Below are 22,891 nucleotides of genomic sequence, written 5' to 3'. Positions count from 1 at the left end.
ACGGACGGGGTGCGTCAGCAGGCGCCGAGGTCCTTCCAGACGCCCCAGTCGCCGGTCGTGCCCGGCTCCTCGTTCTGCGTCCACCACTGGGCCTTCCACTTCTTGCCCTTGTGGGAGACCTCGTTGCCCGCGTTGTAGACCGTGCCGGCCACGTACGCCGGGGCGGTGCAGCCCGTGGGCGGCGTCGTCGGAGGCGTGGTCGGGGGAGTCGTCGGCGGGGTGGTGGGCGGGGTGGTCGGCGGCGTGGTGGGCGGGGTGGTGGTGCCCGGCTCCACGACCGTCGTGCCGCGCGCCAGGTCACCGGCGAGGGCGTACGTCGTGCCGTTGATGTTCACGGTCCAGTTGGAGGGGGTGGACACCGGCAGGTAGTAGTTGAAGGCCAGGTCGACCGTCGCGCCGGGGGCCAGCGTCTGCCAGGCCGGGAGCTTCAGGGAGACGCGGTGGAAGTCGCCCTTCAGGCCGCCCACGTTGGAGCCCGTGTGGTCGCTGCTGATGACCTTCGTGCCGAAGCCGGACTGGTCGGAGGCGTTGGACGGCGCCGAGGTGCCGTAGTCGAACTGGAACTCCGTGCCGCCGGGCAGCGTCGTCGCCGTGTTGTTGGTGATCTTGATCTTCGGCGTGATCGGGTAGTTCGAGTCGCCCAGCTTGAACTCGGTGAACTGGGCGTCGATCTTCACGGCCTGCGTCGGCAGCGCCTTGTTGGACTTCTTCGCGCCGTACGGGGTGGCCGCCTTGAACTTGTCGTACATCAGCGAGGTGAGCGTCGAGCCCATCTCGTACTGGCCCTTGGCCGCGTTCCAGGCGTAGTCGCCGGCCATCTCCCAGACCATGGTGCCGCCGATGCCGCGGTCGACCACGTAGTCGGCCTTCGCGGCCACGGACTGCTCGTCCTCGGTGGAGAGGAAGACCTTCTTCTGCGCGTTCCACAGCCACGGCGCGACCAGGGTCGAGTCGTACCTGCGGGCGTAGGTGCCGGTCAGCGTGGTGTTCGCGGGGAAGCCGTACTGGGTGACGTAGTCGCCGACGATCCCCTTCTCGAGGTTCTTGGCGTGCCACATCGGGTTGGAGCCGGCGGGCGACTCGACACCGTTGGTGTCCTTGTCGTGCCACAGGTTGTCGATGCCGCTGGCGCCGTCGCCGCACTTCGTCAGACCGGCGCCGGCGGGGCAGGTGGTCGCGGAGGCCTTGCCCCACAGACCGTCGGTGCCGCCCTGCACGTTCTTGTGGCCGCGGGTGTAGTACGGCAGGCCGATGTTGATGCGGCCGGCCGGCATCGAGCCGCGGAAGTAGTGGTACGCCCAGTCGGTGTTGAGGTAGCCGATGTTCCCGTACTGGGAGGAGCCGTACACGTTGGCGGCGGCGAGCTCGCCGTCCTTGCCGTCGTCGAAGAGCGAGGCGTTGGGGCCGACGTACTCGTTCCAGGCGCCGTGCAGGTCGTAGGACATGATGTTGACGTAGTCCAGATACTTCTGCATCTGGAAGGTCTCCATGCCGCGCAGCAGGTAGCCGGAGGAGGGGGCGGCGACGGTCAGCAGGTAGTGCTTGCCGTCGGCGGCGCCGGCCGTGTCCAGCTTCTCGCGCAGGGACTTCATGAGGGCCGCGTAGCCCTGCACGAGCCCGGCGCGGCGCGCGTTGGCGAGCTGCCAGTCGAGCGGGTTGCCCGCGTCCTTCATCGTGGTCGGGTACTCGTAGTCGATGTCGACGCCGTTGAACCCGTACTTGCGGATGAAGTCGACGGCCGAGGTCGCGAAGGTGTCGATCCCGGCCTGGTTGACCGAACCGTCGGCGTTGGTGGCCATCGAGTAGAAGCCGCCGGAGTTGACCCGGTCGCCGTTGTCCGCGAAGTAGCCGCCGGTCTCCGCCCAGCCGCCGACCGAGATCAGCGTCTTGACGTTCGGGTGCTGCTTCTTGAACTTGTTGAGCAGGTTGAAGTGGCCCTTGTACGCGTAGGCGGGGTCCATCTCGGCGCCTGCGACACCGGGCCAGGTCATCCCGGTGGCCGCGTTGTTCGGACCGTCCGTGCCGACGGAGAGCTTGTTGTCCCCGCCGATGTGGCCGAAGGCGTAGTTGATGTGGGTGATCTTGTCCCACGGGATGTCCTTGGCCAGGTACGCGGGCTGGCCGTTCTTGCCGTCGCGCCAGCCGGTGAAGTAGCCGATGACCCGGCGCTGGTGGTCCGCGCCCATCTTCTCGCGGCCCTCGGTGTCGTAGACCGAGCAGTAGGGGACGTCGACGCCCGGGGTCTTGTAGAGCCCGTCGGGGCGACAGGACTCGTTGTCGGCGGCGTACGAGACGCCGCCGGAGAGCGAGCTGAGCAGGAGCCCGGCGACGGCCGCGCCGGACGCGAGCAGCGAGGCTCTTTTCGTCGTGGGGGACAACACGATCGGTTCCTCCTGGGGAGGTGATGGAACACAACGAACAAGGGGGTGGGTCGTGTTGGGTCCGTGGAGTGCGCACGCCGACGGACCGTTACCTCGGAGGTGACACGGAGATTAAGAGGACTAGACCAGTGCGTCAATAGGTCTGGACCAAAGAAGGGTTCTGTGGGAGTCTGTGAGCCAGCCCACAGGGTCCGGGGCTATCGCCTCACGCGGGTCGTGGCACACTGGCCCTGTATCAGCAGCAGCGCACTCCGGGGTCGGTGCAATTCCGAACCGGCGGTATAGTCCGCGACCCGTCCGCAGCCAGCGGCCGGTTGACCAGGTGAAATTCCTGGACCGACGGTGAAAGTCCGGATGGGAGGCAGTGCGCGGCGGGTGACCCCTTCCAGGGGTGTGCCGGCCGTACGTCCGCTGGACGCCGTTCCGTGATCGATCGGCGTACCCGGAGGACGCGGCCTCGGCGCACCCTGTGCGAGGCGTCCTTCCCGCTCTCTGTCGTCATCGACAGGCCCCGGAGTCCGTGCCCGAAGAGGCAGGAGGACCCGGTGGCCCAGCAGGCCGACATCACCGCCATGCGACGCGCCGTCGAGCTCGCCGCACGCGGTCTCGGCGCCACCAGCCCCAACCCGGTCGTCGGGTGCGTCATCACCGACGCCTCGGGACACCAGGTCGGCGAAGGCTTCCACCGGCGCGCCGGCGGCCCCCACGCCGAGATCCACGCCCTGCGCGCGGCCGGCGTCCTGGCCCGCGGCGGCACGGCCTACGTCACCCTCGAACCCTGCAATCACACCGGCCGCACCGGCCCCTGCGCCCAGGCCCTGATCGAGGCCGGGATCAGCCGGGTCGTGTACGCGGTCGGCGACCCGAACCCGCAGGCCACGGGCGGTGCCGACACCCTCCGCGCCGCCGGGATCGAGGTCTCCCAGGGGCTCCTCGCCGACGAGGCCGAGGCCGGCAACATCGCCTGGCTCACCTCCGTGCGCCGCGGCCGCCCCTTCGTCCGCTGGAAGTACGCCGCCACCCTCGACGGCCGGATCGCCGCCGCCGACGGCACCTCCCGCTGGATCAGCTCCGCCGAGTCCCGCGCCGACGTCCACCGGCTGCGCGCCGAGGCCGACGCCGTCGTCGTCGGCTCCGGCACCGCCCGCGCCGACGACCCCCACCTGGCCGTACGGAACGTCGAAGGCGCCGTCCAGCCGCTGCGGGTCGTCGTCGACACCGAGGCGACCGCCGTCAAGCCCGGCGCCCGGGTCCTCGACGAGGCCGCCCCCACCCTGATCGCGATCGCCGAGGACGCCGAGACCACCCTCACGGACGTCGTACGGCTCCCCAGGGCCGAGCGCGGACTCGCCGTCCCCGCCCTCCTGGACGCCCTCCACGCGCGCGGCGTCCGCTCGATCCTCCTCGAAGGCGGCCCCACCCTCGCGGGCGCCTTCCTCGCCGCGGGCGCCGTCGACCAGGTCGTCGGCTACCTCGCCCCGGTCCTCCTCGGCGCGGGCCCCAACGCCCTCGCCGACGCCGGAATCTCCACCCTCACCGAAGCGTTGCGGCTCGACATCACCGAGACCGCGCGCATCGGATCCGACCTCCGCATCACCGCCACCCTCAAGGGAGCCTGACCGTGTTCACCGGAATCGTCGAAGAACTGGGCGAGGTCGTCGCCGTCGAGCAGCTGGAGGACGCCTCCCGCTTCCGGCTGCGCGGACCCCTGGTCACGGAAGGCGCCCAGCACGGCGACTCCATCGCCGTCAACGGTGTCTGTCTCACGGTCGTCGAGTTCGGCGACGGCGAGTTCACCGCCGACGTCATGGCCGAGACCCTCAAGCGGTCCAGCCTCGGCGCCCTGGAGACCGGCTCCCGGGTCAACCTGGAGCGGCCCATGGCCGTCGGCGGCCGCCTCGGCGGTCACATCGTCCAGGGCCACGTCGACGGCACCGGCACGATCCTGGAGCGGACCCCGTCCGAGCACTGGGAACTCGTCAAGGTCGGCCTGCCCGCCCACCTCTCCCGGTACGTCGTCGAGAAGGGCTCGATCACGGTCGACGGCGTCAGCCTCACCGTCGTCGAGGTCGCCGACGACTGGTTCACCATCAGCCTCATCCCGACCACCCTCGACCTGACCACGCTCGGCATCAAGCAGCCCGGCGCCCCGGTCAACCTCGAGGTGGACGTCATCGCCAAGTACGTCGAGCGGCTGCTCGGCGCCGACGCCAAGGAGAACGAGAAGTGAACTGGCTCGACTCCCAGCTGAACTGGCTCAACTCCGAGGCGTTCACCGTCCTCGACCAGAAGATCATCTGGTCCGACATGATCGGCAACATATTCGGACTCGTCGCCCTCACCCTGGGCTGGCGCCGCTCCGTCTGGACCTGGCCCGTCCAGTTCCTCGCCGGCCTCGTCCTCTTCGCGGCCTTCTACGGGCACCTCGCCGGCAGCGCCGGCAAGCAGGTCGTCGTCATGCTCGTGGCGCTCTACGGCTGGTGGCAGTGGCAGCGCCGCAAGGGCCAGGGCGCGGACGGCCAGATCGCCGTGCGCTTCGCCACCTGGACCGAGCGCGCCGCCATGGTCGCCGCGGCCGCCGTCGGCACCGTCGGCGTGGCCCTGCTCTTCGAGGCCTTCCCGGACCTGTCCTGGGACCCCTGGCCCGACGCCTACATCTTCGTGGGCACCATCGTGGCCATGTACGCCCAGGCCAGGGGCATGGTCGAGTTCTGGTTCGCCTGGCTGCTCGTCGACCTGGTCGGCGTCCCGCTGAACTTCGCCAACGGCTACGCCTTCTCCGGCTTCGTCTACGTCATCTACGGCGCGCTCGTCCTCTGGGGCCTGCGCGACTGGTGGCTGCGCTCGCGCAGCACCGCCCTGGAAGGAGCCCACGCATGAGCGCACATCCCCTCTGGGACGCCACCGACCTCGCTCTCGACCCCGTCGAGCAGGCCATCCGCGACATCGCCGCCGGCCGCCCCGTCGTCGTCGTCGACGACGAGGACCGCGAGAACGAGGGCGACCTCGTCATCGCCGCCGAGAAGGCCACCCCCGAGATCGTCGCCTTCATGATGAGCGAGTGCCGCGGTCTGATCTGCGCCCCCATGGAGGACGAAGAGCTGGAGCGCCTCGAACTCCCGCAGATGGTCGCGCACAACACCGAGTCGATGCGGACGGCCTTCACCGTCTCCGTCGACGCGTCGTCCGCCCACGGCGTCAGCACCGGCATCTCCGCCGCCGACCGCGCCACCACCCTGCGGATGCTGGCCTCCGGCAGTCACGAGCCCTCCGACTTCGTCCGCCCCGGCCACATCTTCCCGCTGCGGGCCAAGCCCGGCGGCGTCCTCGTCCGCAACGGACACACCGAGGCCGCCGTCGACCTCGCCCGCCTCGCGGGCCTGCGCCCGGCCGGCGCGATCGTCGAGATCGCGGGCGAGGACGGCGTGATGCTGCGCCTGCCCGAGCTGGTCCCCTTCGCCCGCAAGCACGGCCTGACGATCATCTCCATCGAGGACCTGATCGCCTACCGCCGCTCCGCCGAGCCGACCGTCCGACGCGAGGCCGAGGTCCAGCTCCCCACCGCGCACGGCGAGTTCACCGCGTACGGCTACCGCTCCACCGTCGACGGCGTCGAGCACGTCGCCCTCGTCCACGGCGAGATCGGCGACGGCGAGGACGTCCTCGTCCGGGTCCACTCCGAGTGCCTGACCGGCGACATCTTCCACTCGCTCCGCTGTGACTGCGGCCCCCAGCTGCAGGCCTCCATGGACCGGATCACCGAGGCCGGGCGCGGTGTCGTCGTCTACCTGCGGGGCCACGAGGGCCGCGGCATCGGCCTGCTGTCCAAGCTGCGCGCGTACGAGCTCCAGGAGCGCGGCCGCGACACCCTCGACGCCAACCTGGAGCTCGGGCTGCCCGCCGACGCCCGCGACTACGCGGCCGGCGCGCAGATCCTCGGCGACCTCGGCGTCCGCAGCCTGCGCCTGATGACCAACAACCCCGACAAGATCGACGCCCTCGCCCGGTACGGCCTCCGCGTCGAGGGCCGGGAGCCCATGCCGGTCCAGGCCGGCGAGCACAATCTCCGCTACCTGCGCACCAAGCGGGACCGGATGGGCCACGACCTGCCGTGGCTGGACGGCTCCCCGGCCTCCACCTGCAACAACCAGTGATCACGTACGTACGAAACTGCTAGGAGAGACATGAGCGGCAAGGGCGCACCCGTCCTCAGCGTGAAGAACTGCGGCGACCTCCGGGTCGCGGTCATCGCGGCGCAGTGGCACGAGAAGATCATGGACGGTCTCGTCGACGGCGCCCTGCGCGCCCTCAGCGAGCTCGGCATCGACGAGCCGACGCTGCTGCGCGTCCCCGGCAGCTTCGAGCTCCCGGTCGTGGCGAAGGTCCTCGCCGGACGCGGCTACGATGCCATCGTGGCGCTCGGCGTCGTCATCCGCGGCGGAACGCCGCACTTCGAGTACGTGTGCCAGGGCGTCACCCACGGCCTCACCCAGGTCTCGATCGACACCGGCGTACCCGTCGGATTCGGCGTCCTCACCGTCGACAACGAGGAGCAGGCCCTGGACCGGGCCGGCCTCGAAGGATCCACCGAGGACAAGGGCCACGAGGCCGTCACCGCCGCCGTCGCCACCGCGACCACGCTGCGCACCGTCAGCGAACCCTGGCGCTAAGTACGTGACCCTTACCCCGTACTCTTAGGACCATCATGGCGAACGGAACCCGTAAAAGCTTCGAAGAGCTCTTCACGGAGCTCAAGCTCAAGGCAGAGACCGGCGACCCGGCCACCTCCCGCACCGCGGAGCTGGTGGACAAGGGCGTCCATGCCATCGGCAAGAAGGTCGTCGAGGAGGCCGCCGAGGTCTGGATGGCCGCCGAGTACGAGGGCAAGGAAGCTGCCGCCGAGGAGATCTCGCAGCTGCTGTACCACGTCCAGGTGATGATGGTCGCCCGCGGGATCTCGCTCGACGACGTCTACGCCCACCTCTGAGCACACACGTCCCCCACTCCCCGAAAACTCCCAGGCAAAGGAAGCTCACCCCATGCTGCGCATCGCCGTCCCCAACAAGGGTTCCCTCTCCGGACCTGCGTCGGCAATGCTCCATGAGGCCGGCTACCGCCAGCGCAAGGAGTCCAAGGAACTGGTGGTCATCGACCCCGACAACGAGGTCGAGTTCTTCTACCTGCGGCCGAAGGACATCGCGATCTACGTCGCCTCCGGGAAGCTGGACATCGGCATCACCGGCCGTGACCTGCTCCTGGACTCCGGAGCGAGCGCCGAGGAGATCCTCGCGCTGAACTTCGGCCGCTCCACCTTCCGCTACGCCACCCGCCCGGGCACCGCGAACGGTCCCGAGGACTTCGGCGGCATGACGATCGCCACCTCGTACGAGGGCATCGTCGCCAAGCACCTCGCCGACCAGGGCATCGACGCCTCCGTCGTCCACCTGGACGGCGCCGTCGAGACCGCGATCCAGCTGGGCGTCGCCCAGGTCATCGCGGACGTCGTGGAGACCGGCACCAGCCTGCGCAACGCGGGCCTGGAGGTCATCGGCGAGCCGATCCTCACCTCCGAGGCCGTCGTCGTCCGCCGCCACGGCGCCACGGACGACCACCCGCAGGTGCAGCAGTTCCTGCGCCGCCTCCAGGGCGTCCTCGTCGCCCGCAGCTACGTGATGATGGACTACGACTGCCGGGCCGAGCACCTGGAGCAGGCCGTCGCCCTCACCCCGGGCCTGGAGTCGCCGACCGTCTCCCCGCTGCACAACGAGGGCTGGGTCGCCGTCCGCGCGATGGTCCCCGCCAAGGAGGCCCAGCGGATCATGGACGACCTGTACGAGATCGGCGCCCGCGCCATCCTCACCACCGCCATCCACGCCTGCCGCCTCTGACGGCCGCCGGCCCGCACGTCCCACCAGGCACCGAGGAACCCCTGATGTCGCAGCCCACGACGCCCACCCTGCCGGTCACCTTCCGTCCCGGTCGCACCCGGGCGGTCCTGCTGACCCTGGGTGTCTCGATGTTCGTCGTCGTCACCGCCGTGGCGCTGCTGCTGGAGCGCCTGGGACCGGGGGAGCGGGCCAGCTTCGTCCTCACCGCCGCGCTGCTCTCCGGGGTCCTGGTCCTGCTGAGCCGTCCGAAGGTCGTCGCCGACGAGGACGGCGTCACGGTCGTCAACATCACCAGGAGCCGGCGCCTGGCCTGGGCGGAGATCCTCAAGGTCAACCTCCGCCCCGGCGACCCCTGGGTCTTCCTCGACCTGAGCGACGGCACCAGCATGCCCGCGCTGGGCATCCAGCCCGGCATCGCCAGGGAGACGGCGATCCGCGACGCCCGCGCCCTGCGGGCCCTCGCGGACAGCCGCGGAACGGGCACGGAAACCCGCTGAGGCCCCGGCCGCACTCGGGGGAATCCCCGGTCCGTCCCCCATCCGGGGCCGACCCCCTGCCCTTCGGGGCGTTCACGTGACTACTCTGGAGACGGTGGTGCCGAGCGGCACCACCGTCTCGCGTGTGCAGGGCCGCGACCGCGGCCCGCGAGACCACCCTTCGACCCGAGGAGTGACTCCCTCCAGCAATGGACGGATCGTCCGGTAGTACCTGCGCCGCCCCCTCCCTGGAGGCGGCGGCATGATCATCTCCCTCCTGCTGCTCGTCGCGGCCTTCCTCCTGATCCTCGCCAACGGCTTCTTCGTGGCCGCCGAGTTCGGTCTCGTGACCGTCGAGCGCGCCGAGGCCGAGCGGGCCGCGGCCGCCGGTGACCGGCGCGCCCGCACCGTCGTCACCGCGCTGCGCGAGCTCTCCTTCCAGCTCTCCGGCACGCAGCTCGGCATCACGATCACCTCGCTCGTGGTCGGCATGCTCGCCGAGCCCGCGCTCGCCGGGCTCCTCCACGCTCCGCTCACCGCGACCGGACTGCCCGAAGGGGCCGTCTCCGGGGTCTCGGTGGTGGTCGGCATGCTGCTCGCCTCCGCCGTCCAGATGGTGGTCGGCGAGCTCGTCCCGAAGAACTGGGCGGTCTCCCGGCCGCTCCAGGTCGCCCGCTTCGTCGCCACCCCGCAGCGCCGCTTCTCGGCGCTGTTCCGGCCGGTGATCTCCCTGCTCAACCGCGTCGCCAACCGGCTCGTACGGCTCCTGGGCGTGGAGCCCACCGAGGAGCTGGACTCGGTCCGCACCCCCGGCGAGCTCGTCTCGCTGGCCCGGCACTCGGCCCTGGCCGGCGCGCTCGAACAGGACACCGCCGACCTCTTCGTACGGACCCTGAGCCTCGGCGGCCTCACCGCCGAACAGGTGATGACCCCGCGCGTGAAGGTGAGCGCCCTCCAGTGGGACGCCACCGCGGCCGACGTCCTCAACCTCACCCGGGCCACCGGCCTCTCGCGCTTCCCGGTCTACCGCGACCGCATCGACGAGATCGTCGGCATGGTCCACCTCAAGGACGCGCTCGCCGTCGCCCCGCACGCCCGCCTGCGCACCCCCGTCGGACGGATCGCGGTCCCGCCGCTCCTCGTCCCCGAGACGCTCCCCGCCCAGACGCTCCTGGAGCGGCTGCGCCGGGAGCAGCCGATCGCCGTGGTCGTCGACGAGTACGGCGGCACGGCCGGCGTCGTCACCCTGGAGGACATCGTCGAGGAGCTCGTCGGCGAGGTCCGCGACGAGCACGACACCGCCGCCGACGGGCGGCCCGAGCTGGCCGCGGCGCCCGCCGAGGACGGCCGTCCCGCCTGGGAGGCCGACGGTTCCTGCCGGGTCCACACCCTGCGCCGGATAGGCCTCGACGTGCCCGACGGGCCGTACGAGACCGTCGCCGGGCTCGTCGCCGACCTCCTCGGGCGCATCCCGGCCCCCGGGGACCGGGCCGAGCTCCCCGGCTGGCGGCTCTCGGTGCGCCAGGTCGACCGCTACCGCGCCGAGCGCGTGCGGATCGTCCGTACCGCCCCCGACCCGGACCCGGTCGCGGCCCCCGCCGCCCCGGTGCCCGTTCCGGCGGAGGCGGTCCGATGAGCACCCTGCAACTCCTCTTCGCCCTCCTCCTCGTCCTCGCCAACGGCTTCTTCGTCGGGGCCGAGTTCGCCCTCGTCTCCGTCCGGCGCAGCCAGATCGAACCGCTCGGGGGCGCCAGGGCCAAGCAGGTCCTGCACGGCCTGGAGAACCTGCCGCAGATGATGGCCGCCGCCCAGTTCGGCATCACCGTCTGCTCCCTGACGCTCGGCGCGGTCGCCGAGCCGACCGTCGCCCACCTCCTCGAACCGGTCTTCCACTCGATCGGTGTCCCGGAGGGGCTGATCCATCCGCTCGGCTACGTCATCGCCCTCGCCGCGGTCGTCTTCCTCCACCTCGTCATCGGCGAGATGGTCCCGAAGAACCTGGCGATGGCCGACCCCGAGCGCACCGCCCTCTGGCTCGCCCCCGGCCTCGTCGGCTTCGCCCGGCTCTGCCGGCCGGTCACGGCCGCGCTCGGGGCCTGCGCCCGGCTGGTGCTGCGGGCGTTCGACGTCGAGCCGAAGGACGAGGTGGAGGCGGTCTTCACCAGCGCCCAGCTCGGCCGTCTCGTGGAGGACGCGGGCCAGGCGGGGCTGCTCGACCCGGTCGAGCAGGAGCGCCTCGAGGACGCCCTCGAACTGGGCAGCCGCCCGGTGACGGACGTCCTCATCGCCTCCGCCTCCCTCGTCACGGTCCCGCCGTCGGTCACCCCGCGCGAGATCGAGGAGCTGACCGTACGGACCGGGTACTCCCGCTTCCCGGTCCGCGCCGAAGGCCGGGCGACCTTCATGGGCTTCGTGCACGTGAAGGACGTCCTGGACCTGGAGGAGCGCGAGCGGGCGGTGCCGCAGCGGCTGTGGCGCCCGATGGCGACGCTCCGCGCCGAGCTGCCCCTCGACGACGCCCTCACCGTGATGCGCCGCGCCGCCACCCATCTGGCGCAGGTCGCGGACGGCTCGGGCCGGGTCCTCGGCCTGGTCGCCCTGGAGGACGTCCTGGAGATGCTGGTGGGCGAGGTCCGCGACCCCGCGCACCGCGTGCAGCCTGTCCCGGCCGCCTAGGGTCCGGTCGGTCCTAGGGTCCGGTCGGTCCTAGGATCCGGTCGGTCCTAGGGCCCGCTCGGTCCCAGGACCCGCTCGGTCCTAGTAGCCAGGGGGCTCCTGCTGAGGGCCGCGGTCGACCGGACCGCGGCCCGACAGGACCTCGCCGTACGCCTGCATGAGGTCGGCGAGCCGGAGGGTGGCGAGGTCCTCCCGGCTCGGGGTTCCCGGGTATCCGGAGAGCCGCAGGTCCCGGTAGGCGCAGGACTTCTCGTACAGGGTGCGCAGGAAGCGGCCGTTGCCGAGCTCGTCGATCCAGCCCTGCTCGACGACGTGCCCGCTGATCGAGCGGAGCTCGTCCCGGGCCTCCTCGTCCCAGCCGTCCCCGTTCGCCGCCGCGAGGACCTCGCCGATGGCGGTGAGTTCCAGCGGGCGGTACGAGGGGAAGTCGACACGGGTGGTGAACCGGGAGGAAAGGCCCGGGTTGGTGCTGAGGAGCCGGTCCATGCCCTCGGGGTAGCCGGCGAGGATGACCACCAGGTGGTCCCGGTTGTCCTCGGCGCGCTTCAGCAGCACCTGGAGGGCCTCGTCGCCGTACGCGTCGCCCTTGCTGTAGCCGGTGTTGGAGAGCGCGTAGGCCTCGTCCACGAACAGCACGCCGCCGACCGCCGAGTCGATCAGCTCATTGGCCTTGACGGCCGTCTGCCCCAGGAACTCGCCCACCAGATCGGCCCGTTGGGCCTCCACGAGATGATCGCCGCCGAGCAGCCCGAGCGCGTAGAAGACCCGCCCCAGGATCCGGGCGACGGTGGTCTTCCCGGTGCCCGAGGGGCCGGAGAAGACGAAGTGGCGCTTGGGCGGCTGGACCGGAAGGCCCTCTCCGGCCCGGAGCCGGGCCATCTCCAGCTGCGCCGAGAGCGCCTTGACCTGTCTCTTGACCGGTTCGAGCCCGACCATGCCCTCCAGCTCGGCGAGTGCCTCCGCGAGCAGCGTCGGATCGGTGGGTCCCGCCGGGAAGCGCGGCGGCACCGGCTGCCCGGGCAGCGGGGCCTTCTGCCGTACGGTCTCCGGCGACGTGACGGGGGCGGCGGGCGGCACCGGCTCGGGCGCGAGCCGCAGCCCGTCGCCGAGCCCGCCGTCGGGCTCGGCACCCGGCACGGTGTCCGCCGCGTCCTGGCCGAGGCCCCCGCCGACGGTGCCCATCGCGACCGTCGCGAGGCCGGCCGGGTCGTCCACGCCGTCGTACCCCTCGAACCCGTCGTACTCGGCGATGGCCGCGAGCCTGGCGGCCGTGTCCATGAAGGCCGGATCGATCCGGTGCACGGCCCGGTAGAGGGGCAGGGCGGCGGCGCTGCGCCCGGTGCCCTCGTGGGCGCGGGCGAGCCAGTAGCGCAGCTCCTTGCGCTGCGGCTGCTCGCTGCGGCAGCGCATCAGCGAGGCCGACAGAAGCGGCTCGGCCTGGCTGTACATCTCCAGACGCACCCGGGCCATGCCGCCGAACAGCCCGGCCTCGATGCCGAGCAGCGGATCGTCGACGAGGGTCTCGGTGTGCCGGACGAGCTGGTCCCAGTCCTTGACGAGATAGGCGCGGCAGGCGTGCAGGAAGCGCACCTGCGGGTCGGTGTCGACCGGGGGGAGACCCGCGAGGGCGCGGTCGAGCTCCGGCACATGGCGGCCGTCGAGCCAGTGGGAGGCGTGCGCGAGCAACAGGTCGCGCGGGCTCTCCAGGACCGGCTGCACCCACCAGCCCAGCCAGTACCAGGAGTTCAGGGTGCGCCGGTACCGGGTCCGCTGCTCGCCGAAGCGATCGCGGTTGCGGTACATGCGCAGCAGCGCGGTCGTGGTGTCGACCCGGAGCGCGTGCAGCCCGAGCCAGGCGTCCGCCATCCCGGGATCGATCCGTACCGCCGTCCGGAACTCGTCCTCCGCCTGCGGATACGCGCCCATCGTGTAGGCGTCGACTCCGCGCAGCCAGGCGAGCTCGGCCGGGGCCTGCGAGCCCTGCGTGCCGATGTCCATCGGGTCCCCCACAACCGTCATCGCATGGACGGGATTTGACCGCACCTGGGGGCATCGTACCTGCGCAGGGGGTGCGCGCTTAAGGAGAAGCGCATGATCCGGAAGCGGTGACCCTGGGTGAGCGTCAGGGGCCGCGAAAGGGGTGGGAGGGGCCCCGGAGAGGGGCTCGGAGGGCAGAACGAAGCCCCCGATCACGGGGGAACAACCGGGGGCTTCGTGTCCGCGGCGGCTCCGAAAAGCCGCACATTCAGAACGTAAGACCTGTACGCCCCTTGGGTCAAGCGAAGTTGAGGCACTTGCGGAAGCGGACTTCCGCCCGCTCAGTTCACGGACAGGAAGCCGTCACCGTGCGTGATGATCTGGTGCGCGCCCGCTGTCACGGACGGCCCGGGGAGCCAGTCGTACCCCTCCTGGCGCTCCCGTACCAGCGTGTCGGCGAAGGCCCGGGAGGGGTCCTCGGCGAAATGGCGAGTCTCCGCCACGGTCCAGCCGTCCCAGAAGGAAGCCTGCTCCGGTCCGTCCCGCCGGCGCCCGCGCGCCCAGGACTCCTCGGCGCCTCGCTCCATCCACAGCAGCCACGCAAGGAACGGCCGCACCACCCGTCGGCCCGCACCGACGCCCTCGACGAGGACCACCGGCTCCGGGGGCAGCGCCCGCGCCTCCCCGAAGCGCCGCAGCCGCCAGTCGTACGGGCGGTAGGAGGCGGTCTCGCCCCGCGAGAGCGGCTCCAGGACCTGCTCCCGCAGCCGGCCGGTCCACGCGAAGAGCTCCTCGTGCGTGGCGAGGTCGTCGAGGTGGAGGACGGGGGCGTCGCCCAGCGCGGCGGAGAGGCGGGCCGCGAGGGTGGACTTGCCGGAGCCCGCGTGCCCGTCGACGGCGACCAGCCGGACCGGTCCGCAGGAGGGCGGCAGCCGGAGCAGCGCGTGCGCCGCGCGGTCGAGGTCGTTCATGGCCCCAGGGTAGGGGAGCGGGGGACCGCCGCAGGTCAGGGAGGTGCCGCCGTCAGTGGTGGAGACCAATATTGGTGCGGCGACGCGGGGCGAAGTGCTGGCGGAGGCCCCGCGGAAGCCGGGATAGTGGGCCCGCGCAGCCCCGTCCGTCCACCGGCGTGGAGGCCCGTACGGCCACGCCTCGGCACTTTCGCACGCCCACCGTTCTCGACTGGGGGTCACCGCCCATGACCAGCTCCACCCCGCGCAGAACCGTCCTCGCCGCGGCGCTCGCGGCCGCCGCGGGAACGGCCGCCGCCGGCCCCGCCACCGCCGCCGGCCCCACCGCACCGGACCTTTCCACCGCGCCGGCCGGCGCCGGGCGGGGCCACGCCCCCGCCCCAGGGCCCGTCGACAACCGCTTCTGGTCCTCGTACACGGACTGGAGGTGCGGCACGGCGGCCGGTACGAAGGCCGTCGCCGGCCACCGCCCCGGCCTCGTCCTCGCCACCCCCGCCGGGCGCCTCGACTACACCGACCCGCACACCGGCCTCACCTCCGCCTGGGAGTACGCGAGCTGGACCTCGCCGGTCCACACCCCGGCCGTGCCGGCCACCGAGGTCATCGCCTCCTGGAACGCCGCCACACCGCCCGGCACCTGGCTCCAGGTCGAGCTGTCCGGCACGTACTCCGACGCCACCGCCACCCCCTGGTACGTGCTCGGCCGCTGGGCCTCCGGCGACGACGACGTCCGGCGCACCTCGGTCGACGACCAGACCGACGGGAAGAGCACGGTCTGGACCGACACCTTCGCGATCGACGACGCGGCGAGCGGCCTGCGGCTGCGCTCGTACCGCCTGCGCCTGACCCTCTACCGCGCCCCGGGCAGCGACCTCACCCCGACGGTCTGGCGGCTCGGGGCCATGGCCTCGGACATCCCCGACCGCTTCACCGTTCCGGCCGCCGAGCCCGGCCTCGCGCACGAGCTGGACGTCCCGCGCTACTCCCAGAACACCCACGTGGGCCAGTACCCCGAGTACGACAACGGCGGCGAGGCCTGGTGCAGCCCGACCTCCTCCCAGATGATCGTCGAGTACTGGGGGCGCCGGCCCTCGGCCGAGCAGCTGGCCTGGGTGAACCCGTCCTTCGCCGACCCGCAGGTCTGCCACGCGGCCCGCTTCACCTACGACCACCAGTACCAGGGCTGCGGCAACTGGCCCTTCAACGCCGCCTACGCGGCCACCTACCCCGAGATGAACGCCGTGGTCACTCGGCTGAGCTCGCTCACGGAACTCGAATCGCTGATCCGGGCCGGCATCCCGGCCATAACGTCCCAGTCCTTCCGCAAGGAGGAGCTGACCGGAGCCGGATACGGCACCTCGGGCCACCTGATGACCGTCATCGGCTTCACGGCGGACGGCGACATCATCGCCAACGACCCCGCCTCCCCCGACAACGAGGCCGTCCGCCGCGTCTACCGGCGCCGCGAGTGGGAGAACATCTGGCTCCGCACGAAGCGCTACGACGCGAACGGCAAGGTCAGAGGCGGTACGGGCGGCGTCTGCTACGTCTACTGGCCCACCGAGCCGGCCCCGACCCAGCACCGCGTGCTGCGGTCGCTCGGCCTGGTGTGAGCATGTGCGGCCCGACGGTCGTCCCGACGACCTGACGGCAGCGCTCCTGGCCGTCCTGCGTGAGGTGGCCGTACCGGTCCACCGTGACCTTGATCGAACGATGTCCGAGCCGGCGAGACGCTTCGTGAACGGACACTCCGTTGGTCAGGGCCACGGTGGTCCATTTGTGCCGCAATTCGTGCGGGCTGTATGCGGGAGGCTCAAGTCGCCTGATGGCGCGGTCCCATGACTTGCGTAGAGGATCGGGATACGGTGGTCCGCCGCTCGCATTGCGGATCGGAAGCCGGTCGATGAATGGCTCAGGGGAAGCAGGCGCGAGTATGTCGCGCCACCCTCCTTCTTTCCGATGCTTCGACGGGGCGCATTTCGGTGCGTGTTCTCCGGAGCTGTCCTTGCGGCGCATCACCAGCGCAGCAGGGGCGGCCTCCGGTTCGGCGGGCGTTGTGTCGTCGGACCGCCGCCATCCGCGTACTTCATGACGACGACGTAGCACCGCCAACGTCCGCTGTCACCCCACACCTTCAACCTCAGGGGCGACGGGTGTGAACCGGGCAGGCACGGTCCTCGGTCGTGGTGATCAGCGAACTCGACACTCCGTGATCGCTGGAGGCCCTGCCTGCGCGTGCATCTGTCGAGCCATCACGAATGCCGCACCGGGCCCATGCCGACGACGTCGGGCCAAGGGCGCGAGCGACGGAGCCCTGCACCGCTGACTGCGTGCGGCGTCGCCCTGAGTGCGTACGCGGCTGCTGCGGCACAATTCGGCCCAGACTTCCGTGAATTCGGAATTCCGTAGTCGAGGGCCCATCAAAGCGGCGTCAAGGATCAGCGGTCATCCCGTTTGCCCCTGATCGCACGACAGGTCAGCTTTATGGATCTTGAATCGGCCGCCCCGGAGTGTAGGGTGATCCACATGGATTTCAGCAGGCCGGGGGGCTCATGCGGCCTGTATCGCAACTCATGCGAGTGGTGACGCTCGCCGTGCAACTATCGCTCAGATGCGCACGATCCCCCTCGGCTTGAGTGAAATCAAGGGATGCCGTTTGCGCGGGGCCGGCATGACCATTCTTGTCATTACGCACGATCCGGCAGTGGCCCAGTTGGGCGAACGAACGATCACCATCCGCGACGGACGACTCACGGAAGAGGTGCGGAGGCGAGGCGCAGACTCATGCCGATGGTGCGACTGCGCCGAGGTCGCCACAACGCTCGGTCCGTACCCGTCAGGCGTACGAGACGTGCCGGCGGAGTCGAGTCCCGCATCGCGCCGGTAGAGGCGCCGCGCCGCTGAGCGTAAGGAGCGTGGCCGCCATGCGCCACGCACGTGGACCACCTCACGTCACGTAGAGAAGGAAAACCCATGCACGTCCTCAGGCGAACGACCGTCGCCACTGCTGTCATGCTCGCGGCAATCTCGCTCGGTGCCTGCTCCTCGTCCGGATCGGCCTCCGACTCGGCGAAGGACAAGGCCCCGAAGGACAAGGCCCCGGTCGACCAAGCCAACTGGCCAGCGGAGGTGCCCACTTCCGGACTGGTCAAGGGCCTGGAGCTGCCGCTTGAGTCCTACCTGCCCTCCTACGCGGATCAGGTCGCCGTCGACACCGCGCTGCGCACCCTGGAGACGCGGTGCATGTCCGAGTACGGGCTGACCGTCGATCTGCCGCGTCCCGGCGCGAACCCGCCGCCCTACAGCAACGCCGTCTCGATCGAGCGGCGTTACGGCCTCAGCGACCGCGCACAGGCACAGAAGTACGGGTACGGGCTGCCGAAGGAGCTGACCCGGAGCCTCCAACCCGTCGAGGAGGGGCTTTCAGGCGTCGAGGTGGAGGTCCTGACCGGGCAGAAGAAGCCCGAGGTCACCCCGCCCAAGGGTGCCCATGGCGCCGACGGCCACTTCGGCGGGGTCCCGAAGCCCGCGCGCGCCGAGCACAACGGAAAGAAGCTGCACGAGGGCGGCTGCGCCGGCTGGTCGAAGCGGCGGCTCAAGGTGAACGAGGCGGATGCGGGCTTCGTCTCCGGGCTCGCCTCGATGAGCCTCTCCGAGTCCCGGCCGCTGAAGCCGGTCGAGAAGGCTCTCAAGGGCTGGTCGGCCTGCATGAAGGGCAAGGGCCGCAAGGCCGCCGATCCGTACCGGGCGATGGAGCAGGGCTACGCCGACGGCGACGGCACCACCAAGAACGCGATCGAGCTCGCGCTGGACGACATCGACTGCAAGGAGCAGACCCGTCTGATCGAGGTCTGGTTCAAGGAGGAGTCGGCCGTCCAGAAGCGGCTGATCGAGGAGAACAAGGACCAGCTCGCCGCCGTCAAGAAGCGGATGGGTGAGGCCCTTGCGGCCGCGAAAGCAGTCAAGTAACCAGAGAAGGAACACAGTTGAGACCGATACGTAGTCGCCTGCGCGCGCCGATCACCCTTGTGGTGACCACCGCGCTGGCGATACCGCTGAGCCTGCCCGCGCAGGCCAAGGAACCAAAGCCGCCCAAGGGAGCGGCGCAGGGGTGGAACGACGCCACCCAGCAGCGGAAGAAGCTCTCCCCGAAGCCCTCCGTGATCCCCGCGAAGGACCGCGCCGGCCTGCTCGGCAAGGGCTACGAGAAGTCCGCGGACACCGCGGTCACCACGACCGGTGACGGCACCGGCTTCCATCTCCTTGCGGGCAAGGAGAAGGACGGCTACCAACTCCGCACGGTGGCCAGTCTGTTCGAGGACGGCTTCGCCTCGGACACCTGGATCGGCAACCACTGCGTCACCGAGTCCGGCAAGTACGCGGCCGTCTCGTACGCGCCGAGGATGTTCACCAACAAGCCCGAGCTGATGGTGCGCGGTGCCTTCACCGCCGTGGTCGACCTGACCTCGGGCAAGGTCACCAAGCTGCCGTTCCAGTCGTCGCTCGCCTACTTCTCGCCCGGCTGCGGCCAGGGCGATCAGGCGGTGTTCACCCAGCTCACCCATGACGGCGACGAAAAGCAGCAGACCCGTCTGATCACCGTCGACGCGGCCACCGGCAAGCAGTCGAAGCCGGTCACGCTCGGCGGCCAGATCACCTCGGCGATCCCCACCGGCGCGGGCATCGTCGCCGCCCACGGCAACAAGCTGGTACGGATCAACGGCACGGCCGAGAAGACCCTGGCGTCCACCACCACGGTGCCGTTCCAGATCACCGCCGACGCCGACGGCGGCATCACCTTCATCGACCGCGAGCTGGACAAGAAGGCGTCCGTCAAGCCGGCCGCCTGGGCCAAGCACCTGGACCGTACGAAGGTGAGGCAGGGCAAGAAGACCGAGCCCGTCACCGTCGCCTCCGGCGGGCTGTACGCCTGGGACCTGACCCGCTCGGCGCGCGGCGAGGTGTTCGTCACCGGTGACGCCACGTCCAAGGCCCTGCCCAAGCGGGTGCACAACCCCGGCAAGCTCCCCAAGGGCGCGGCGATCTCCAGCCACGCCCAGGCGGCCCTGACCACCACCTGGTCCGACGGGAAGACCACCCTGGTCAACCCGGAGGACGCCGCCAAGCCGCGCTCCGCCCGTACGGCCCTGCGCATGCTGGACTCGGGCAAGTCCGTCACCCTCGACCTGCGCCCCGGCGCGCACCGCGTGGGGGGCGAGGCACAGGGGCACGCCCTTTCGCCCGCTCTCACCACCGGCGGCCCGGTCGGCTCCGGCCCGGCCATGGGCAGGAAGAGCACGGACGGCCGGTCCACGCCGGGCGCCCGTGCGCAGGCCCTCACCGCGCAGGCCGACAGCCCGAGCGAAGGCACCGGGGAACGTTACTGCGCGGTGGCCCGCAACGACGTGAAGAAGCAGGCGTTCCAGCCCACTCCGCGCCAGGTCGAATGGGCCGTGGACCAGGCCGTCGTCGGTGAGCTGAACTTCTACCGCGACAGCAACTGGAAGAACACCGGCATCGCCGGCGGCTACCAGCCGCAGGGCCTGTTCCCGCCGACCGTCCTCGCGGGTGACCCCAACGGCAAGCTCGACAACGAGGACCCGGCCGTCACCGACAAGTGGCACATTCCCGCGCAGGTGATGCTCGGCATCACCGCGCAGGAGTCGAACATGTGGCAGGCCACCCGCTTCGCCGTGCCCGGTGTCACCGCCAACTCCCTGATCGGCAACTACTACGGTGTCGACTACGCCGCCTCGGGCGAGCAGCTCGACCCCTGGCGGATCGACTGGGCGGACGCCGACTGCGGTTACGGCATCACCCAGGCCACCGACGGCATGCGCCTGGCGGGCAAGACCAAGCCGGGCGAGACCGCCCTGTCCACGGTCGCCCAGGAAGCGGTCGCGCTGGACTACACCGCGAACGTCGCGGCCGGCGTGCGGATCCTGTCGGAGAAGTGGAACCAGACGTACAACGCCGGCATGAAGATCAACGGCGGCCACCCCAAGTGGATCGAGAACTGGTTCTTCGCCCTCTGGGCGTACAACTCCGGCTTCTACGACACCGCCGACTCCGCGGGGCACTCGGGCGTGGGCTGGACGAACAACCCGGCTAACCCGCTGTGGAAGGCCAACCGGGTGCCGTTCCTGCAGCACGCCACCGACTCCTCCAAGGACGACTACAGCCACGCCGCGCACCCGCAGGACTGGCCGTACGAGGAGAAGGTGATCGGCTGGGCGGCGCGCCCGATCTCAGCGATGTTCGCTCCCGGTGACTTCCAAGCGGGCTACAAGGGCGCATGGTGGAACTCCAACGCGGACCGCGCGAGCGCCAAGCCTCCGATCGACCTGTTCTGCAACGCGTCGAACAACTGCAACCCGGCCAAGATCGGCGACAACGACTCCAACGACCCGGGCCTGGGTGCCTGCACCCTGGACGCGGGCAACAGCAAGACGAACCCGCACTGGCTGCACTGCTGGTGGAACCAGCCGGTCACCGAGGCGCAGTGGAAGAACTGCACCACGGGGGCCAAGTGCGGCAACGGTGTGCACCGCTTCCCGACGTCCTATGGCGAGCAGCCGGATGCCGGCTCCTACCCGCCGAACTGCGTCACCACGGCTCTGCCCGCCAACGCCCTCGTGGTCGACGATCTGGCGGACGGGACCATACCCGCCGGCGTGGACGCCAAGCGGGGATGCGGGGCGGTGAAGTCGAGCGGCACGTTCAACTTCACGTATGTCCCGTGGGACACCCAGATGGATCTCACCAACGACGGTACGGACAACCCGACCACCGTCACCACGTATCCGGGGAAGATCGACACGCATCAGATCGGTGCGGGCTACGGCAACCACTTCTGGTTCACGCACACCCGCTCGCCCGAGTCGAACCCGGCTGACGCCGAGCGTCTGAAGGTGACCGGCACGTGGAAGCTGAACGCTCCGCTGACCAACACCACGCGCCAGGCGAAGATCTTCGCGCACATACCCGACCACGGGGCGCAGACCACCAACGCCGTGTACCGGATCCAGACGCCCGAAGGGGAAGAGGAGGCGGCGATCTCGCAGACGGCGAACCAGGCCAACAAGTGGGTGGACCTGGGCGCCTATGAATTCGGTGACCAGATCCCCGAGGTGCGGCTCGACAACTTCAACGGCGGCAACGGGTCGGCGGACATCGCCTTCGACGCGGTGGCGTTCGTCCCGGGCACGTACGAAGGTCAGGCGCTGACCGGCAGTATGACGGCCGACCCGACCGCTCCGGATCCGGCGCCGGTCGAGCCGGAGGAGGACATCACCAACGGCTCCTTCTCCGCGGCCCGCAGCTTCTCGGCGAAGACCGCCACGGTGGCGCCGATGGCAGCCATGAGCACCGCGACGTGCTCGACGGTCAACCACAACCTCACCCGCAAGCGCAGCACCGCCTGTATCCACAGCGACTACGGGATGACGGAGTACTCGAACACCGTCCCGGTCGTCCCGCTCGGAAGCGCGGGATTCGACGTCTACGCGACGTACTACCTCGACCCCAAGAGTGCCGAGTTCTCGCAGGTCGCCACGATCCGGCTGAAGTCGATGGACGGTTCGGTGAACTCCGCCACCTTCGACTACGCGGCCAAGTGCCGCGGTTACTGCGACATCACCAGCGTCGACTGGAACGGGTCGAAGACCTTCGCCAAGGGCGACACGCTCCTGCGGACCGTCACCACGCGGTTCAAGTGGTCGCCCAGCGGGGGCGCCACCAGGAACTCGATCACCCCGTACCTGTCCCTCGGCGGTAAGGTCAACAGCACTACGGTCGTGAATCCGACCGAGTTCGAGAGTGGCCAGCTGATCATCCGCTGCGACACCGAGGTCTCCAGCGCGGGCACCGGCTGTGTGTTCCCCGGCTACAAGCCGACGTACGTCATGAACTCCAAGAAGTTCCCCGGGGCCGCTGCACACATCGACATGATGTGGCGCAAGACCAACATCAAGTTTGGTCAGCACACCAGCAACGGAAAGCCGCTCACCTACCTGGGCAACAAGATGTCCGTCGACGGCTCGGGCAAGATCCAGTCGGATCGCAACCGTCAGCTCATCTGCGGCAGGAAGTGGAAGGCCTACAGCGGCACCGGTCTGTTCAGTGACAAGTGGTCCCTGGACGCAGGGGAGCCGCGTACCGACTCGAAGAGCTGTGACGAGTTCGTGTTCGCCAACGCCGCCCAGAGCGCCGGAAACTCGGCGGGCCCCAACCCCGTCGGTTACAGCGGCGCGGAGTGCATCCAGACCTATGTCGCGCGCAACCCCGACGACACCATGACGCTCCGCCTGCGCCCGAGTGCCACGCCACCGACGTGGAACGAGCCGTGTGGCCGGTCCTCGATGTCGAACTGGCAGAACACCCAGTCGATGCGCCCGTTCGGCGACTTCATCAAGGAACAGCGCTTGATGGAGGACGACGGCTACTGGGTCGACCTCGCCGGATTCACCGCACCCACTCCGTAACCGCACCATGAGAAGTGCCCCCCGGCCGACCTTCGGTTC

At 70.3% G+C, this 22,891-nt stretch carries 17 protein-coding genes, 1 pseudogene and 1 riboswitch; of the genes and pseudogenes, 14 read left to right on the top strand and 4 right to left on the bottom strand.

Annotated features, from left to right (window positions below; translation table 11 throughout):
• Positions 1–14: 14 nt before the first annotated feature.
• Complete coding sequence (locus IE237_RS25000) at positions 15–2,381, bottom strand: chitinase C-terminal domain-containing protein (protein WP_189804360.1); 2,367 nt, start codon at positions 2,379–2,381, stop codon at positions 15–17.
• A gap of 242 nt (positions 2,382–2,623) precedes the next feature.
• Positions 2,624–2,753, top strand: a riboswitch (FMN riboswitch).
• Between the two features lie 173 nt (positions 2,754–2,926).
• Between IE237_RS25000 and ribD the strand changes: the two genes are divergently transcribed.
• The 10 genes from ribD to IE237_RS24950 all read left to right on the top strand — a co-directional run bounded on the left by ribD (position 2,927) and on the right by IE237_RS24950 (position 11,421).
• Positions 2,927–4,000: a bifunctional diaminohydroxyphosphoribosylaminopyrimidine deaminase/5-amino-6-(5-phosphoribosylamino)uracil reductase RibD gene (ribD, locus tag IE237_RS24995; RefSeq protein WP_189804359.1), complete on the top strand. Its 1,074-nt coding sequence runs from the start codon at positions 2,927–2,929 to the stop codon at positions 3,998–4,000.
• A gap of 2 nt (positions 4,001–4,002) precedes the next feature.
• On the top strand, positions 4,003–4,611 hold the full coding sequence (locus IE237_RS24990) for a riboflavin synthase (protein WP_189804358.1): 609 nt from the start codon (positions 4,003–4,005) through the stop codon (positions 4,609–4,611).
• Between the two features lie 17 nt (positions 4,612–4,628).
• A complete protein-coding gene (locus IE237_RS24985; protein WP_189804545.1) occupies positions 4,629–5,261 on the top strand; it encodes a nicotinamide mononucleotide transporter family protein in 633 nt (210 codons plus the stop codon).
• Entirely contained in the window at positions 5,258–6,535 is a 1,278-nt protein-coding gene (locus IE237_RS24980) for a bifunctional 3,4-dihydroxy-2-butanone-4-phosphate synthase/GTP cyclohydrolase II (RefSeq protein WP_189804357.1), read from the top strand. Before IE237_RS24985 ends, IE237_RS24980 begins: the two co-directional genes overlap by 4 nt.
• A 30-nt stretch (positions 6,536–6,565) precedes the next feature.
• A complete protein-coding gene (ribH, locus tag IE237_RS24975; RefSeq protein WP_189804356.1) occupies positions 6,566–7,051 on the top strand; it encodes a 6,7-dimethyl-8-ribityllumazine synthase in 486 nt (161 codons plus the stop codon).
• 35 nt (positions 7,052–7,086) lie between these two features.
• Positions 7,087–7,368: a phosphoribosyl-ATP diphosphatase gene (locus tag IE237_RS24970; RefSeq protein ID WP_189804355.1), complete on the top strand. Its 282-nt coding sequence runs from the start codon at positions 7,087–7,089 to the stop codon at positions 7,366–7,368.
• 52 nt (positions 7,369–7,420) lie between these two features.
• Positions 7,421–8,269 carry an ATP phosphoribosyltransferase gene (gene hisG / locus IE237_RS24965; RefSeq protein WP_189804354.1) on the top strand — a complete coding sequence of 283 codons (849 nt, stop codon included), beginning with the start codon at positions 7,421–7,423 and terminating at the stop codon, positions 8,267–8,269.
• A 44-nt stretch (positions 8,270–8,313) separates the two neighbouring features.
• Positions 8,314–8,766 carry a PH domain-containing protein gene (locus tag IE237_RS24960; RefSeq protein ID WP_189804353.1) on the top strand — a complete coding sequence of 151 codons (453 nt, stop codon included), beginning with the start codon at positions 8,314–8,316 and terminating at the stop codon, positions 8,764–8,766.
• Between the two features lie 241 nt (positions 8,767–9,007).
• Positions 9,008–10,381, top strand: coding sequence for a hemolysin family protein (locus IE237_RS24955; RefSeq protein WP_189804352.1), 1,374 nt, complete (start codon positions 9,008–9,010; stop codon positions 10,379–10,381).
• Entirely contained in the window at positions 10,378–11,421 is a 1,044-nt protein-coding gene (locus IE237_RS24950) for a hemolysin family protein (protein WP_189804351.1), read from the top strand. The genes IE237_RS24955 and IE237_RS24950 overlap by 4 nt, the downstream gene beginning before the upstream one ends.
• Before the next feature lie 81 nt (positions 11,422–11,502).
• On the opposite strand, the gene IE237_RS24945 is transcribed toward IE237_RS24950, so the two are convergent.
• Complete coding sequence (locus IE237_RS24945; protein WP_189804544.1) at positions 11,503–13,419, bottom strand: AAA family ATPase; 1,917 nt, start codon at positions 13,417–13,419, stop codon at positions 11,503–11,505.
• Positions 13,420–13,739: 320 nt separating this feature from the next.
• The gene (locus tag IE237_RS24940) at positions 13,740–14,369 is read right to left on the bottom strand and encodes a uridine kinase family protein (RefSeq protein ID WP_189804350.1); all 630 of its coding nucleotides are present in this window, start codon (positions 14,367–14,369) and stop codon (positions 13,740–13,742) included.
• Positions 14,370–14,596: 227 nt separating this feature from the next.
• Between IE237_RS24940 and IE237_RS24935 the strand changes: the two genes are divergently transcribed.
• Positions 14,597–15,982, top strand: a complete 1,386-nt coding sequence (locus tag IE237_RS24935) for a C39 family peptidase (protein ID WP_189804349.1) — start codon at positions 14,597–14,599, stop codon at positions 15,980–15,982.
• Here IE237_RS24935 and IE237_RS41630 read toward each other — a convergent pair.
• The gene (locus IE237_RS41630; protein WP_368858571.1) at positions 15,888–16,385 is read right to left on the bottom strand and encodes a tyrosine-type recombinase/integrase; all 498 of its coding nucleotides are present in this window, start codon (positions 16,383–16,385) and stop codon (positions 15,888–15,890) included. The genes IE237_RS24935 and IE237_RS41630 overlap by 95 nt on opposite strands.
• A gap of 640 nt (positions 16,386–17,025) precedes the next feature.
• Between IE237_RS41630 and IE237_RS40885 the strand changes: the two are divergent.
• The 3 genes and pseudogenes from IE237_RS40885 to IE237_RS24920 all read left to right on the top strand — a co-directional run.
• Positions 17,026–17,139: pseudogene (locus tag IE237_RS40885) on the top strand (ABC transporter ATP-binding protein); the annotation flags it as partial.
• Between the two features lie 203 nt (positions 17,140–17,342).
• The gene (locus IE237_RS24925; protein ID WP_229842875.1) at positions 17,343–18,338 is read left to right on the top strand and encodes a hypothetical protein; all 996 of its coding nucleotides are present in this window, start codon (positions 17,343–17,345) and stop codon (positions 18,336–18,338) included.
• A 17-nt stretch (positions 18,339–18,355) separates the two neighbouring features.
• Complete coding sequence (locus IE237_RS24920; RefSeq protein ID WP_229842874.1) at positions 18,356–22,852, top strand: hypothetical protein; 4,497 nt, start codon at positions 18,356–18,358, stop codon at positions 22,850–22,852.
• Positions 22,853–22,891: the final 39 nt, after the last annotated feature.

Origin of the sequence: Streptomyces tanashiensis, assembly GCF_014648895.1 — a bacterium.
GTDB lineage: Bacteria > Actinomycetota > Actinomycetes > Streptomycetales > Streptomycetaceae > Streptomyces > Streptomyces tanashiensis.
This window is presented reverse-complemented; position numbering and strand designations above follow the sequence as displayed.